Annotated in this window: 14 protein-coding genes; 6 read left to right on the top strand and 8 right to left on the bottom strand. The window is 63.5% G+C overall.

The genetic code is table 11. The annotated features are described in order from the left end of the window. Positions 1-12: 12 nt before the first annotated feature. The 6 genes from flhB to motA all read right to left on the bottom strand — a co-directional run bounded on the left by flhB (position 13) and on the right by motA (position 4,731). A complete protein-coding gene (gene flhB / locus X265_RS08815) occupies positions 13-1,098 on the bottom strand; it encodes a flagellar biosynthesis protein FlhB (protein WP_128964457.1) in 1,086 nt (361 codons plus the stop codon). Positions 1,099-1,111: 13 nt separating this feature from the next. Then, positions 1,112-2,152: a flagellar motor switch protein FliG gene (locus tag X265_RS08810; protein WP_128964456.1), complete on the bottom strand. Its 1,041-nt coding sequence runs from the start codon at positions 2,150-2,152 to the stop codon at positions 1,112-1,114. A gap of 2 nt (positions 2,153-2,154) precedes the next feature. Continuing rightward, on the bottom strand, positions 2,155-2,529 hold the full coding sequence (fliN, locus tag X265_RS08805; protein WP_128964455.1) for a flagellar motor switch protein FliN: 375 nt from the start codon (positions 2,527-2,529) through the stop codon (positions 2,155-2,157). Positions 2,530-2,601: 72 nt separating this feature from the next. Continuing rightward, positions 2,602-2,916: a hypothetical protein gene (locus X265_RS08800; protein WP_128964454.1), complete on the bottom strand. Its 315-nt coding sequence runs from the start codon at positions 2,914-2,916 to the stop codon at positions 2,602-2,604. After that, the gene (locus X265_RS08795) at positions 2,897-3,838 is read right to left on the bottom strand and encodes a flagellar motor switch protein FliM (RefSeq protein ID WP_128964453.1); all 942 of its coding nucleotides are present in this window, start codon (positions 3,836-3,838) and stop codon (positions 2,897-2,899) included. Before X265_RS08795 ends, X265_RS08800 begins: the two co-directional genes overlap by 20 nt. Further along, positions 3,835-4,731, bottom strand: coding sequence for a flagellar motor stator protein MotA (motA, locus tag X265_RS08790; protein WP_164938475.1), 897 nt, complete (start codon positions 4,729-4,731; stop codon positions 3,835-3,837). Before motA ends, X265_RS08795 begins: the two co-directional genes overlap by 4 nt. Before the next feature lie 142 nt (positions 4,732-4,873). Here motA and X265_RS08785 point away from each other — a divergent pair, with 142 nt between their 5' ends. The 4 genes from X265_RS08785 (at position 4,874) to X265_RS08770 (ending at position 9,240) form a co-directional block, all read left to right on the top strand. Beyond that, complete coding sequence (locus tag X265_RS08785) at positions 4,874-5,665, top strand: DUF1217 domain-containing protein (protein WP_128964451.1); 792 nt, start codon at positions 4,874-4,876, stop codon at positions 5,663-5,665. Positions 5,666-5,668: 3 nt separating this feature from the next. Then, positions 5,669-6,397 carry a flagellar basal-body rod protein FlgF gene (gene flgF / locus X265_RS08780; RefSeq protein ID WP_128964450.1) on the top strand — a complete coding sequence of 243 codons (729 nt, stop codon included), beginning with the start codon at positions 5,669-5,671 and terminating at the stop codon, positions 6,395-6,397. A gap of 36 nt (positions 6,398-6,433) precedes the next feature. Next, complete coding sequence (gene fliI / locus X265_RS08775; protein WP_128964449.1) at positions 6,434-7,759, top strand: flagellar protein export ATPase FliI; 1,326 nt, start codon at positions 6,434-6,436, stop codon at positions 7,757-7,759. Between the two features lie 845 nt (positions 7,760-8,604). Then, positions 8,605-9,240, top strand: a complete 636-nt coding sequence (locus X265_RS08770) for a MarR family winged helix-turn-helix transcriptional regulator (protein WP_128964448.1) — start codon at positions 8,605-8,607, stop codon at positions 9,238-9,240. 902 nt (positions 9,241-10,142) lie between these two features. Here the strand turns inward: X265_RS08770 and X265_RS08760 are convergent. Continuing rightward, complete coding sequence (locus X265_RS08760; RefSeq protein ID WP_128964447.1) at positions 10,143-11,726, bottom strand: porin; 1,584 nt, start codon at positions 11,724-11,726, stop codon at positions 10,143-10,145. A gap of 518 nt (positions 11,727-12,244) precedes the next feature. Here X265_RS08760 and X265_RS08755 point away from each other — a divergent pair. Further along, entirely contained in the window at positions 12,245-12,724 is a 480-nt protein-coding gene (locus X265_RS08755; protein WP_128964446.1) for a MarR family winged helix-turn-helix transcriptional regulator, read from the top strand. 81 nt (positions 12,725-12,805) lie between these two features. Here the strand turns inward: X265_RS08755 and X265_RS08750 are convergent, their stop codons facing one another. After that, complete coding sequence (locus X265_RS08750; RefSeq protein ID WP_128964445.1) at positions 12,806-13,888, bottom strand: alpha/beta hydrolase family protein; 1,083 nt, start codon at positions 13,886-13,888, stop codon at positions 12,806-12,808. Between the two features lie 536 nt (positions 13,889-14,424). Between X265_RS08750 and X265_RS08745 the strand changes: the two genes are divergently transcribed. Next, the gene (locus tag X265_RS08745; RefSeq protein ID WP_128964444.1) at positions 14,425-15,489 is read left to right on the top strand and encodes a ketopantoate reductase family protein; all 1,065 of its coding nucleotides are present in this window, start codon (positions 14,425-14,427) and stop codon (positions 15,487-15,489) included. Positions 15,490-15,493: the final 4 nt, after the last annotated feature.

Here is a 15,493-nt window from a genome sequence, read left to right as displayed (position 1 = left end):
ATCCTCGGAACTCTACCGCACCTTCTCGGGTCGCGGCGTCTGCTTCGACTGGAGGAAGTAGATGATCTCGGCGACCGGGCGGAAAAATTCGGCCGGGATCACCTGATCGACCTGCACCGCCTCGTAGAGCGCGCGTGCGAGAGCCTTGTTCTCGATCACCGGGATCTTGTTCTGCTCGGCGACTTCGCGGATCTTCAACGCGACCAGATCCATGCCCTTGGCCACCACGAGCGGTGCGGGATTCTCCTCGCGCTGGTAGCGCAGCGCGATCGCGAAATGCGTCGGGTTGGCGATCACCAGCGTCGCGCGTGCTGCCGATGAGATCATGCGCTGGCGAGAGCGGTCGCGCGCCAGCGAACGCAGCCGCGCCTTGATCAACGGATCGCCCTCGGCCTGCTTGTGCTCGTCCTTGATCTCCTGCTTGGTCATGCGCAGCTCGCGCCGCCAGTGGAAGCGTGCCCAGGCAAGGTCGATCGCGACCAGCACGATGGTCGCGATGCAGATCGCCGATACGATCCGCATCGCGATGGTGAGGATCATCTCGGGCAGCGCAACCGGATCGGTATACATCGCCTCGAACGCCCTCGCCTCCGACGATCGCAGCACGAAGCAGACGACTGATGTCACCGAGGCAAGCTTGAACACCGACTTGGCGAATTCCACGAGACCCTGCGTGCCGAAGATGCGGCTCCAGCCGCTGGCCGGCGAGATGCGCGAGAAATCCGGCATGATGCGATCCAGCACCAGACGGGGCGCATTCTGCAGCAGCGAGGCCGCAAGCCCGAACACCGCCAGGATCACGACCAGTGGCACCAGGAACCGCAAGGCCTCGAGGCCTACCACGGTGAGAAGGTTCTGCGCATCCGCCGCGGTCCTGAGCCGAAAGCCGCCAGGATCGTCGATGAAACCCATCAAGGTCGGCGTCAGCTGCTGCACGCCCTGCCCGATCAGGAACGCCTGAATGATAATCAGTGCCGCCATGGACGCGAACATGGACGCCTCCCGAGAGACCGGGATCCTGCCCTGTTCGAGCGCATCGCGGACTTTCTTCTCGGTCGGCTCTTCTGTTTTGCTCTCCTGGTCGGATGTCTCTGCCATGCCGGTTCAGCGGTCAGCGGAAGACCAGCTCATCCTCCTGCTCGGGGTTGAGCTCGATTTCACCCTTTTCTGCGAGGTCGAGAGCGAGGTCGGTGATCACGCGTCGGGCCTCCAGCACGTCGCGCTGGTTCGACGGCTCGCCGATCGCCAGCTCGTGCTCGACGACGCGACGAACGCGCGAGGCGACGGACGACAGGATCAGCTCGCGGAACTGCTTGTCGGTCCCCTTCAGCGCAATGACGATGCGATCGGTCGGCACCTGATCGAAGATCATGGTCCGCGCCTTCGGCGTCAGGTTGACGACGTCGTCGAAGGTGAACAGCAGTTCCTTCAGCACCTCCGCCGACTTCGGCCGCTTTTCCGACAGGCTCTTCAGCATGTCCTCGATATGGCCGCGCTCCATCTTGTTGATGATATCGGCGACGCGGGCGTAGGTGTCGGCTCCCAAATTGCGAGCGAAATTCAGAGTCAGGTCTTCGTGCAGGGTCTTCTCGAGCACCTTCATCGCGTCATCGACGATCGGCTTGAGACTGAGCACGCGCCGCATCAGCTCGTTGCGCAGGCTCGACGGCAACTGGCTCATTACCTTGGCGGCGCAGGACGGCTTGACCTTGGACAGGATCAGCGCCGCGGTCTGCGGATGCTCCTTGGAGAGATAGGTCGCCAGCGAGTTCTCCGACACCGACGAGACGCGGTCCCACACCGAGCGGCTCGAATTGCCGAGCAGGTCCGACATGATCGCCGTGACCTGGTCGGCCGGAAGCACATCGCCAAGCACGGCTTCGAGACCGCCGATCGTGCCGAGAATGTTCGCGCCCATCGAGAATTGCTGGGCAAACTCCTCGACGATCGCCTCCAGCTCCTGCGCCGTGATCGGCCGCAGCTCAGCTGCGGCCTTGGTGACGATGCGAATGTCTTGCGGCTCGAACTGCGCGAGCACGCTCGCGGCCGCCTGGCGGCCCATGGCCAGCAGCAGCGCCGCGACCTTTTCCGTTCCGCCGAGCGTGGCAACGCCTCGCTGCTTGATGGGAGCGATGCCGACCTGTGCCGCCATGGTCAGGAATCACTCTGCCCCAGAGGTCCGACGATCTCGGTCAGCGAGACACCGAAGCGGGAATTGTCCTCTTCCACGACGACCACCTCGCCCCGGGCAACGACGCGGCCGTTGACCACGACATCGACGGGCTCGCCGACGCGATGATCCAGCGGGACCACGGCACCGCGACCGAGCTTCATCAGGTTGGCGACCGGGATCGTCGCCGATCCCAGCACAACCTGCATGGTGACGGGAATGCGCAGGATGGCGTCGACATTGGCGAACTTGCCGGCCTCCTCGGCCGTGCGCGCGGCGATGTCCGCCAGCCGCTCCAGCGAAGACGTCTCGGCATCATCGGATGCAGTTGCAGATTCGTAGTCGAAGGATTGCGCCATTTGGTATCGCCTCTTGGTATTTCCAGTCCCGGAGCGTCGCGACGTTCAGTTCCGTCTTCGGCCGTGCCGGTCCTAATGTTTGTTGGCTTCGGCGCCGCTCACGCTCGCCGCGGGCCGGAGCCCATTGCGCGCATCGAGCGCCGCGATCGCCTCGTGAGCCTGGTCGATCTTCGTGCTCAGCACGTTGGCGAGCCGGCCCAGATTTGCGGTGGAGTCATGCGCCGCGTTGATCACGGTATCGAAGGCGCCTGCGGTCTCGTGGACGATGGTCGAGAACTCGCCCTGGTAGCTGCGCAGCCGCGCCAGCTCGCGGTGCATCCGGGTCACCCGCATGCTGGTGAAGGCCAGCGCAATCAACAACACCGCATCAACGAGATAGGATATCATCGACGAACTCCCGCTTCTGATCGACGGGATCTGCCACCTGCATGGCGTAGTAGCCATCGAGCTGACCGATCTGGCACCAGAACAGCACCTGGTTGTTGCTCTCGAGCCGCGCAAGCGTGCGCGGCGTGGCCTCGAGCTCAAGGACCTGCCCAACCTTGAACTTCACGACGTCCTCGAGGGAAATCATCTTCTCGTCCAGCACCGCGCTCAGCGTCACCTCGGTCCGGTGAACTTCGCTCTCCATCTGCTCGCGCCAGCGCGGATCGGCCGCGCCGCCCTCGCTGACGACGACATGCGCCAGCTTCTGCCTGAGCGGGTTGAGCGCCGAGTGCGGAATGATCAGGAACATCTGGCCGCCGCGATAGAGCGCCTGCAGCATGATGTTCGCGCAGATCGACATGTTGCCGCTGCGCCCGATCGCCAGCGATGCCATCGCGGTCTCGACCCGCTCGACACGGAAACTGACGTTGGAGGTGCCGGCGAAAGCGGTTTGCAGCGCCTTGGCGAACCGTTCGAACAGCGCCTGGACCAGGCGGATTTCGATGTTCGAGAACGAACGCTCGACGTCGAGGGGCGGCTCGGCGCCGTCGGAGCCGAACATCGCCTCGACCATGGTGAAGACGAAGTCGCGGTCGAGCACGATGATGACGCGGGAGTCCCACTGCTCGGCGTAGAGCACGGCGGCGACCGCATTGCCCTCGTAGTCCTTGATGATGTCGCCGACGCGATCGTTGGTGATGCCGTTGACCGAGAAATAGCAAGGCGTTCCGGCCATCGGCTGCAGGCTGTCCGTGCATGATGCCGCCATGCGATCGAAGATCACATTGAGCATCGGCATGCGTTCGATCGAGATGCCGGCCGCGTCCAGCAGATAGTTCGGCAGCTGCTTTCGCTGATCCACCTCGACGTCTTCCATCGTCATGCGCGTGCAGCCTTGGGTTCAGCGTCGGCCACGACGGCCTTGGGGCCTGCGATCGTCTCGTTCTCGACGACGTCGATCGACGGCCGCTCACCGCTAGAGATCATCTTGCGGCCGTGCTCGACCGCGATCTGCGGCATGGCACCGTTCATGAACGCCAGCAGCGTCTGCTTGACGATGATGTAGGGCCGACACTTCTTCTCGCGCGTCATTTTGATCTTCAGCGCGAAGGGGGAAATGATGCCGTAGGACAGGAAGATGCCGGCGAAGGTACCGACCAGCGCCGCGCCGATGAAGCCGCCGAGCAGCTTCGGCGACTGGTCGAGCGCACCCATGGCCTTGATGACGCCGAGCACGGCGGCGACGATACCGAGCGCCGGCAGCGCCTCGGACACCGTCACCAGCGAATGGTAGGGCGTCAGCTTGCTCTTCACGATGGTATGAATCTCCTCATCCATCAGGGCCTCGATCTCATGGGTGCGCGCATTGCCCATGATGATGAGACGGACGTAGTCGCAGATGAACTGGAGCAGCGCCGGATCACCGAGCACGCTCGGAAAAGCCTTGAAGATCTCCGAGGACGAGGGATCGTCGATATGCGCCTCGACTTCGTTGCGGCCCTTGCCGCGCAGCTCGCGCATCAGGGCATGAAGCGCTCCGAGCAGATCGAGATAATAGCGCTCACCCGGCACCGCGCCGGTGATGGCCTGCACGCAGGCGACCCCTGTATCCACGACCGTTTTCCAGGGATTGGCCACGATGAAGGTGCCGACTGCGGTACCCATGATGATCACGAATTCCCACGGCTGCATGAGCACGGCCAGGTGCCCGCCCATCGCGGCAAATCCGCCGAGCAGCGCCACCACCGTGATGAAAATCCCCACGAAACTGAGCAACCCGCCACTCCATCGCCGATCCCACCGGGGATATCTAGTCGGCGAGCCTTGCGCGAAGCTGGCTTGCGCATGGCCAGCCCCGCGCAAGCAATTCGCGGCAGCTTGCAACGCGGTCGCAACGACGGCCAAAGGGGCGCGTGCCATGCTATCGACCATCGCGGACTACACCAGAATAACCAGCAACATGGGCAAGTCGATGACCCAGGTCGCGACTGAGCCCGATGTCAGCCGCGAGACCGACTACTTCCTGAGCCATATCGGCAAGGTGAAGACGATCGACGAGTTCCTGGGGGACTACCGGCTGTACTCCTATGCGATGAAGGCCTATGGCCTCAGCGACATGACCTACGCCAAGGCCTTCATGCGGAAGGTCCTGACCGAAGGTGTGTCGAACAAGGACTCCTTCGCCAACAAGCTGAGCGACTCCCGCTACCGCGAATTCGCCACGGCTTTCAATTTCGCCGCAAACGGCGCCAACGCAACTTCGACCACCGCAGCGACCACCGGCACGGCCACCCAATACGTCACGCAGACGATGGAGCAGAACGCCGGCGACCAGAACGAGGGCCTGCGGCTCGCGCTCTATTTCACCCGCAAGGCCTCCTCGATCGGCAATGCCTACCAGATCCTCGCCGACAAGGCGCTGACCCAGGTGGTGCAGACCGCGCTCGGCTGGTCGCCGACCGTCAGCTCCGGCGACATCGATGGCCAGGCCAAGATGATCACGAAGAGCATCAATCTCACGGATTTCAAGGACCCGGCCAAGGTCACCAAATTCGTGCAGCGTTTCGCCGCGATGTGGGATGCGACGCAGGCCCAGAGCGACACCTCGACCAACCCCGCCCTGGTCCTGATCACCGGCGCGTCGACAGCGTCGGCCAGCATGGACACCAACACGCTCACGACACTTCAGAACATCAAGTTCAACAGGTAAGCCATGCAATCGGCTCTTTACGTGGGGTTGTCGGCGCAGGTCGCGCTCGAGAAGCGTCTCCAGACGATCGCCAACAACGTCGCCAACGTCAACACATCGGGTTTTCGCACCGACGTCGTGAAATTCGAGACGGTCCTCTCCAAGGCCGCCGCCAACCCGGTCGCGTTCTCCTCGCCCGGCGAGAACATCATCTCGCGCGAGCAAGGCAACATCACCGAGACCGGCAACCCGCTCGACGTCGCCGTGGTCGGACAAGGCTGGATCGCCTTCGCCGGCCCCAACGGCACGGTCTATACCCGCGACGGCCGGCTCCAGATCGCCCCCAACGGCGACCTTCAGACGGTCTCGGGCTTCCCCGTCATCGATTCCGGCGGCGCGCAGCTCACGCTCGATCCGAACGGCGGTCCGGTCTCGATCTCGCGCAGCGGTGCGATCACCCAGGACAACAACGAGATCGGCACCATCGGCCTATTCAACATTCCACCCGACGCCAATCTCGACCGCTACGGCAATTCCGGCGTCACGCCCGACCGGCCCGCCACCGCCATCGCCGATTTCAGCCGCGACGGATTCAAGCAGGGTTATGTCGAGGGCTCCAGCGCCAATCCGATGATGGAATTGACGAAACTGATGTCGGCCTCGCGCGCTTTCGACAGCACCAACTCGCTGATCGACGGCACCGAGAGCACGCTCCGGAATGCAATTCAGACGCTGGGCGATCCCGGTAAGTAGACTGCGCCTCGCGCGTAATTTGGGTGGACGGTTTCCTTGAACGCTCTTCGCCAACTCGAGTGGGCGCTGCTCGAACTTCAGCAGAGTACACCGCTGGCCAGCATCAGCGGCGCAATCTCCGAGATCGCGCCGACGCATTTCCGCGTCTCCGGCCTGTCGCGTTCGGTCAGGCTCGGCGAGCTGATCGGCGTCAACTCCGGCGGCAAGCCGCAAATCGGCGAGGTGGTACGGATCGACAGCGACGGCATTGTCGCCAAGCCGTTCGATCGGCACTTTGCCGGCGGGCTCGGTTCGGTCGCCTACCGCATGCCGGCCTTGTCGTTCGCACCGGATCCGAGCTGGAAGGGCCGTGTCATCAACGCGCTCGGCGCACCACTGGATGGAATGGGTCCTCTCACGCCGGGATCGCGGACCGTCTCGGCCGAGACGGAGGCACCGCCGGCCATGAAACGGGCGCGCGTCCACAAGCCGCTGCGCACCGGCGTGCGCGTCATCGACCTGTTCGCGCCGATCTGCGCCGGCCAGCGCGTCGGCATCTTCGCCGGCTCGGGCGTCGGCAAGTCGACGCTGCTGGCGATGCTCGCCCGCAGCCAGGGCTTTGACACGGTCGTGCTGGCGCTGGTGGGCGAGCGCGGCCGCGAGGTGCGCGAATTCATCGAGGACGTGCTCGGCAACGACCGCAACCGCGCGGTCACCATCGTCTCGACGGGCGATGAAAGCCCGATGATGCGCCGGCTGGCGCCGAAGACGGCAATGGCGGTGGCCGAATATTTCCGCGACCGCGGCGAATCGGTGCTGCTTGTGGTCGATTCGATCACCCGCTTCGCCCATGCCGCCCGCGAGGTCGCGCTTGCGGCCGGCGAGCCCGCGGTGGCGCGCGGCTATGCGCCGACTGTCTTCACCGATCTGCCGCGCCTCCTGGAGCGTGCCGGGCCCGGCGAGGAGGGATCCGGGACCATCACCGGCATCTTCTCCGTGCTGGTGGACGGCGACGACCACAACGAGCCGATCGCCGACACCATCCGCAGTACGCTGGACGGGCACATCGTGCTCTCCAGGCACATTGCCGACCAGGCGCGCTATCCTGCCGTCGACGTGCTGGCCTCGGTCTCCCGCCTCGCCCACAACGTCTGGGATCCCGAGGAGCGCGAGCTGGTGAGCAAATTGCGCACCCTGATCGCCAAATACGAGGACACCCGCGATCTCCGCCTGATGGGCGGCTACCAGTCGGGACGCGATTCCGGGCTCGACCAGGCGGTCGACATGGTTCCGCGAATCTACGACGCCATGCGACAAGATGCCTCCGCTCCGCCGAGCGCCGATCCGTTTCGCGAGCTCAGGGACATGCTCAAGGGCGGCTAGCGGCAGCGCAGCGGCTAGGCGCAAGCCGCGCGTCGCCGCGTGTGACGAACGCATGTCATCACGAAGCGCGAGCTGCGCAGGCGTTTGATTGTCCCCAATGTTTGCGAGGCGGCTCTCATCCGTTCGGGTGAAACGACCCGCCTCAGCCTGCAAGCCGACGCGCGCGATAGCGGGGCACAACGTCGCAGCAACCGGCGCGTGCAATCCTTCCGAATTCCCCTCACGCTTTCTTGGCGCGACCCGAAGCAGATCGCGGAAGTTGTGGATGATTTCCGTGGTCCGCTCGCCTGTCGTGCACAAGCTTCGATCAGGTTGCATCGACATGATCGGCAATATCCGTGCAACCAGGTAAGCGTAGAACTACGTGCATGCCGGCTTTTAGGCCGTGTATTGCGCTCACCATCATGTGTCCTGAAGATCGCGATTGTCTTGAACTTTACATTCCACTGCAACGACATCCGATCTCCGCGAGTGTCTTGACTTGATTTTGTTGAGAAGCTCATTCATCGTTTCGGTCGAACATAAGAAACGTCTGCGTGTGTTTTGAAACTCAGGGGCTTCGGTTGAACAACTCCGATCCATCGTCCAGCAGTGACGGCAGCTCGGGCTTTCGTTCGACGGCCCCGCGGTTGGCATGCCATCGGTCTCGTTTCTCGCGCAGACTTCTGCGACGCCGATCTGTCCAGGTCGGATGCCCTGCAGTCCAAGCCTTCGCGCTGAAGCCGGGTACGAGGCACGCATCGGACATCGCTGCGCATCCGGCATCTCGTGAGGCATTCGTGGGCGACGGCGGAGAGCGGCTTCGGGATGCCGCACACGCGATTCCCGGAGCGAGGTAGGAATTTATGCCGTTGGCACGCGAAGCAGTCGAGCTGCTGGTTCAGGCGGCCAGAGCCTGGTATTTCGAAGGCAATCAGCACGGGTTGCGTGATCGGGAGTGGATGGCGCTGCGCTTTCTCGGGCGCGCCAACCGCTTCTCGCGCACACCGTCCGCACTCGCCGGGTTCATCGGCGCGACGAGGGCGACCGCCTCGCAGATCGTGAAGACGCTGGAGAGCAAGTCCTTCCTGGTGCGCAAACCGTCGCAGGAGGACAAGCGCTCTGTCGTTCTGCACGTCACCCCACAGGGTGAGAAATGCCTGAGCCAGCACGATCCGATCAATCACGTGGTCAATGCGGTCAACTCGCTCGGCACCGAGGAGTGCATCAGGCTTCGCGACTCGCTCCGCGAGATTCTCAATCATCTCGATGCAGCTCATCAGCGGCTCGACGCCAGCATCTGCCGCGATTGCATGTTCCTCGCCGAACGCAGCCCTGGCACGGGCAAGGGACGCACGACCGCGGAATTCATGTGCCGGTTGTATCGCGCTCCCGTCTCGCTCGAGGAGACGGAGCTGCTCTGCACCAGCTTCGAACGCACCCGCGACCGTCCCAAGATCGAGGAACATTTCGATCGCGCGCGCGTCGCAAGCCAGGGTTGAGCTGCGCAGTTCGTTGCGACGTGTGACGTTGCTCTCCAAATCGCGGCGTCATTCCCGCGAAGGCGGGGAATCCAGTACGCCGCGGCCTCTCGGTTCGATCACGGCCGTCTCGGAGTACTGGATCGCCCGGTCAAGCCGGGCGATGACAGCGAGCTTGTAGACGCAGACACGCCTTCGCGATCTCGCGGCGCGTTTTGCCCGAGCTTTGCTTGATCTTTCCGCCCTCTGATCCAAGAGGGCGCAGGGAAGACCGGGTGCTGACCTCGCACCCGCGGTCTGCTGCGCGAAGATGTAGCGCAAAAGGACCGCACAGCAGCATACAGGTGGTGCCAATCACTCGGCCTTCCCTGCGCGATGGTTTGACGGCTTATGCCGCGCTCTCCCGGGAGCCGATTTCCCTCTGGCCTCCCTCGCCTCGCGAATTGGCGATGCAGTTAACCCGGTTGGGCGCTCCACACCTCCGCGACAGCTTGACCGTAGCTACGACGGCCAGGACCACACGGTTTTGCCGTACGCGCATTCGCCGGCCACAGGGTCTTGCAGCAGTGTGCACACGCGCTGCAGGAATGTTGGCGCAACGAACTGAACAGCCTCGTTCGTCCCCACGCAGGTTTCGGGCTCACAGGGACTACCCGCCCTGCCCGCACCCCATCGTGCCGACGCTGCCGCGTCCACCGCATCCCCGGCTCGCGAACGTGACGACGGACGATCGCCCCTCAAGACCAAGCCGGGATGGACGACACATACGTCATTTCCGAATTTCGGTAAAGCGGAATATTTTAGCGCGAGCGGATTGACAGCCTCCGCAGTGTTTTGCCCGTCGCCCCACAGCCCTATCCCGCACAAAAAAACACCCGGCGGTTTCCCGCCGGGTGCTCGTTACGTGTCTGGATAGATCGAGCTTACCAGTTGCGCTGGGCGCGCAGGATCAGAGCCAGCGAGTCCTGGTCCTTCAGCTCGTAAACCGCGACCGGCTTGGCAGTCGTGACGCTCGGAGAGATACCAACCGAACCCGCGTACTTCTGGTCGAGGTGGGTCCAGGAGAGGTCCGCGGAGAACGTCAGGTTCTTGACCGGAGTCCAGCGGGTGACGACACCCATCTGACCGATCGCGAAGTCCGGGTTACAGCTGGTGACACCAGCCAGGCCGCCGAACACGCCGCCAGTACCGCCGGCGCCGCACAGGGTGGTCTTGGCGAGCGTACCGAACTGGGCCTGAGCGTAGGCGCCGTAGAGCGAGGAGTTCCAGTAGGGATCCCAGTTGTGGGTGTAAGCGCCACGGAAGCCCCAGGTCTTGACAGTTTCCTGCGAGCTGCCGGTCACGAACACCGTGTCGGGCGCCTGGGCGAAGCCGAGGCTGCCGTATGCGCCGGCAGCGCTCGAGCTGCCGTACAGAGCATAGCTGCTGCCGGACAGGTTCTGGAAGTTGTAGCGCGTCGCACCGTCGGTGTAGACGCCCTGGATGTTGATCGTGTCACCCGCGCCGGTCGGGATGTTCTTGATCGACAGAGCGAGCTGCACGGCCCAGCCCCACTTGTCGTCGGGGTGGCCAGTGGCTTCGGTCGCGCCGTAATAGCCAACGTGGTTGTCATGCGCAGCCACCGACGCCTGGAACAGGCCCCAGGCCTGGTCGACTCGCACCGCACCGACGAGGTTCGGCGAACGCGAACCGCCGATGGCGTTGGTGCCATACGAGCCGCCGATCATGCCGCCCGCCGTCGCGCCGCTCATGTTCAGGTTGCCGGCCTGATAGTAAGCCGTGGCATCTTCAGCCGAGAACGACGCCGTCACGCCCTGGCCGAAGTCGGCCGTATAGGTGAACTGAGTGACGCCGGTAACGGTGCCGCCGCCGCCGACGAGGTTGTCGGTGAGGTTGCCGGGATAGTTGGTCCAGGGCGCGTCGAACTGCGACACGGCCTTACCCATCGTGAAGCCGGCGAACTGGATGAAAGCGTAGTAGACGCCGAGTGCACCGGCCGAGGTGTTGCCGTCGGTGCCGTTGACGCTGCCGCTGCCGTTCGAACCGACGAGGGCGGTGCCCGCAGCGTTCAGACCGAGCGCGCCGCTATACACGGTGCCGCCCGTTGCCGAACCGGTCGGGGTGTAGTTGCCGGTCGTCCAGGTGAAGACGCCATCGAAGAAGGTGCGGACCACGCCGTATTCGGTCGCGGTGCGGGTATCGATGTTCAGGTCTTCACGGGCGCGGAAGGTGTAGTAGTTCATCAGGCGGTTGCGGGCACCCGCAGTACCGCCCTGGTTCGGATTGAAGTCCGAGTTGGTGCCGAGGTTGGCATCCGCACGCAGATAACCACCCAGCTTGATGCAGGTGTCGGTGCCCGGGATGTAGTAGAAGCCGGCGCCGTACAGCGAGCAGATCTTCACGTATTCGACCGCCTTGGCCTTCACGGGGAGATCGGCTGCGAACGCGCCCGAGACAGCCATCAGGCTGGCGGCCGTGCCGAGAAAGAGCATCTTCGTCAACTTCATTAGTAAGCCTCCAAGTCGGTTCCGGGGGCTCGGCTCCCCGATGGGAGGCCGCTCTGCCCTCTTCAATTTCCGTTCAATCCAGTCCGCACAGAAGGTTCGGAACTGAAACGACAGCGAGGTGCCCCCTCCATCGTGGACTCACGTATAGTTTATAAAAACAACCGCCTCAATTTGTTGATTTGGTAAATCGAAACTTCGGAACCGAATGTTGCACGGGGGCAACAGGGCCCGCATCCGGCTTAGTAACCTTCAGTTAACCGGCCCGATTAACGGAAAAAGCCCTCGGGGGGCATCCCGAGGGCTTTCTTGGAGGTCTCACATCGCTGTCGTCGAAAGGTCAAGAGCAGCAAATTCTGAGGACCACAGACCTAATTTAATTAATTGCTTTTTGCAAGCAATAAGCGTCCTTGCGCTTTGGTATGATAGGTCTACGGCCCCAACATGGCTTGCGCGGGCGGGCAAGGCCTGTCCATATCTCATCAAAAAAATGACCAAGCCAAACGGAGGGGACAAGCCGCATGATCGAGAAGAAACTCGACAGAGCGATCAGAGACTTCATCTGGAACGTCGTCGAGATCCATTCTCAGCTGGAGGACATCCACACCAGCTGGGCTGGACTGCTGGGTATTACCGAGCCGCAGTGGCTGATCCTGATGGCAATCACCGAGCTCGACGAAGGGCGCGGCGTGGCCGGCATCGACATTGCGAACAAGCTGCGGGTCCACCCGGCCTTCGTGACCAACCAGACCAAGAGTCTCGAAAAGGCAGGCCTCTTGTCGCGGCGCCCCGGCGCCGACGATGCACGCTTCGTCCTGATGTCGTTGACGACAAAGGCGACGGCCGACATCGAAAAACTATCCAAGCGCAAACTCGCTCTGAACTCGACCATGTTCAACGAACTCGACGAGAAGACCCTGGCTGATCTCAATGCCACGCTCGCAACGATCGCCAAGAACGCCCGCTTGGCTGCGCGCCTGCTGGCGATCGATGCGTCCTGAGCCGTCGATCATTCCACGCGCAGCGACGGCCCGGGCTCACGGCGCCGCAATTGTTAGAGCGCGCACTTTCGGAATCGTGCGTCAGAGGTAGGTCACGGCATCGAGCTTCCGCTCGGCTCCGAGCTTGCCGTCCAGCCATTCGAAGATAAAGTCGTCGACCGCGACGAAATTCTCGACCTCGCCGAGAGGATGCGGGATGCGGTTCGGCACGGCGACGGAGCAATCGGCTCCGGCCTGCCGATAGCCGGCTTGCAATTCGAGAGCGTCCTGCTCCCAGACCATGGAGCGGCTGCCGACAACCACGAGCAGCGGACATGCGATCCGGCGCGACGGTACCAACGATGCCGCTGCGGTGCCGTCATCGACGGACGGGCCCATGCCGATGGTCCGGCGCAGCCACGCCCGACGCATGGCCGGCATCGCAACACCGCCGTCACATATGGCGGCAGCAATCCTGCGATCCGAGAACGCAAGCCGGGACGCGTGCGCGGCGCCCGCTCCTTCGCCATAGATCGCGATCCGCTGCGGATCGACATCCGAACGGGCTTCCAGATAATCCAGCCAGCCATGAAGCGCCTGCTCCTGCCGGGACGGACGGCGAACGGAGGGTTGGCCGACGTCGATGAACAGCAGCGACATGGTCCCGCAGAGCGAGCCCGGCAGCAACCGGCTCATCATCGAGCCCCGGGCCATGCCCTCGTCGCCGACGCAGATGACCACGGGTGCGGAAGATCCGTGATGGCGCGCCGGAAGAAAGAAGCCGGCAAGCACCGCTTCATCGGGGCCATCGATCTCGACCGGCTGGATCGCCGGACCGGCGTCATCCGCGAAGCCTCGCAGGCCCTGACCGACCTTCTCCGCGAGATCGGTGCCATCGAGGTCTCCCGGACAGGCCAGGCTGCGCGCAACCTCGAGCGCCGTCAGCCCGCACAGCCACGCCTCCCGCGCATCTTGCGCAGAGCCGTCCTTGCGCGCGGTCGCCGCGAACGCCAGGTGCTCGTCCGCGATCCTCGACCAGTCCGAAATCCACACATGCCTGCGCGTCTCGCGTACGAGCTCTGCGACGGACAGGCTCTCGAAGAATCCGGACGCGCGGCTTCGCAACCTCGCCAGGTTTCGCCCGGCGCCGTTGCACGAGGGACGAGAGCGATGATCAGCTTGCATCTCGGCGCGCTCGTCAGCAATTGGCGGGATATGCGCTCGGGCCTTCCGGCCTTCGCGCAGCGACCCGGCCGGACCAAACCGCCGGTCTTTCCACCGAGCCCGTTTCGATGCGAACGTCGCGCCGCCTCAACTCAATCGTCACGTCTCAGCTCCGTTGCTGACGTCTGTCATAGTCCGCGCACTCTGCCATTTTTGCGACGCCGGCTTTGCAATTTTTTGTTGCCACCAACGACTAAAAATAGATCCCATTGATGACATTGAAGGCACGAGGATGTGCGGCGGATTGCCGCCTCGCCGATGCCCGACGACTCCCGGCTTCCGTAAAACAGCAGGCCTCTGAGCGGAGGGCCAGTCGGCGATCCTGTTCAATCGGGCAATGACGGCCGCCTGGGCCAGCCGGCTTCGGAAAAGGCGGCGGTCCTTGTATGCATTATCCCAGTTGCCATCACTGACCCATTTGACTTACATGCCCCTCAACGCACCTGGGATCACGGACCGGGGCTCAAAAATCACACCAGATATCGAGGGGACGAAACATGGCGCGTAACATTTTGATTTTAGGGGCTTCCTACGGATCCCTGCTGGGCACCAAGCTGCTGATGGCCGGGCACAACGTGACCCTGGTCTGCCGCGCCAAGACCGCGGAGCTGATCAACCGCGACGGTACCGAGGTGCGCATCAAGCTGCGCGACGAAGCCGTGCACCGCGCGATCTTCTCGCGCGACCTGCCCGGCAAGTTGGATGCGGTGACGCCGCAGAATGTCGACGTGTCCCGCTACGACATGGTCGGGCTGGCGATGCAGGAGCCGCAATATACCAACCACACGGTCCGCATGCTCATGGTCAAGATCGCCGCGGCGAAGCTGCCGTGCCTGTCGATCATGAACATGCCGCCGTTGCCGTACCTGAAGCGCATCCCGGCGCTCGCCGACATGGACCTGGAAGAGGCCTACACCAATGCGCAGGTGTGGGAGCGGTTCGAACCGGGGCTGGTCACGCTGTGCTCGCCCGATCCGCAGGCCTTCCGTCCGCCGGAAGAGGCGGCGAACGTGCTGCATGTCGGGCTGCCCACGAACTTCAAGGCCTCCGTTTTCGCCGACGATAAGCACAACAAGGTGCTGCGCGAGCTCGAATCCGACATCGACGCGGTGACGCTCGACGGCAAGGATGTGCCGGTCAAGCTGAAGGTGTTCGATTCGCTATTCGTGCCGCTGGCGAAATGGTCGATGCTGCTCACCGGCAACTACCGCTGCATCACGCCGCACGAGCCGCAGTCGATCCGCGATGCCGTGCATGGCGACCTCAAGCGCTCGCAGACGATCTACGACCATGTCGACGCGATCGCGCGCCGCCTCGGCGCCGACCCCGCGGACCAGGTGCCGTTCGCGAAATACGCCAAGGCCGCCGAGAGCCTGCTGAAGCCGTCGTCGGCGGCTCGGGCCGTGGCCAGCGGCGCGCCCTTCATCGAGCGCGTCGACCTGCTGGTGAAGCTGATCTCGCATCAACTCGGCGTGCCCAATGCCGAGATCGACCGCACGGTCGAGACCGTCGACCAGAAGCTGAACGAGAAGATCGTGCAGGGCGGATCGGGCGCGCAGTGACGGC

The organism is Bradyrhizobium guangdongense (genome assembly GCF_004114975.1).
Lineage (GTDB): Bacteria > Pseudomonadota > Alphaproteobacteria > Rhizobiales > Xanthobacteraceae > Bradyrhizobium > Bradyrhizobium guangdongense.
This window is presented reverse-complemented; position numbering and strand designations above follow the sequence as displayed.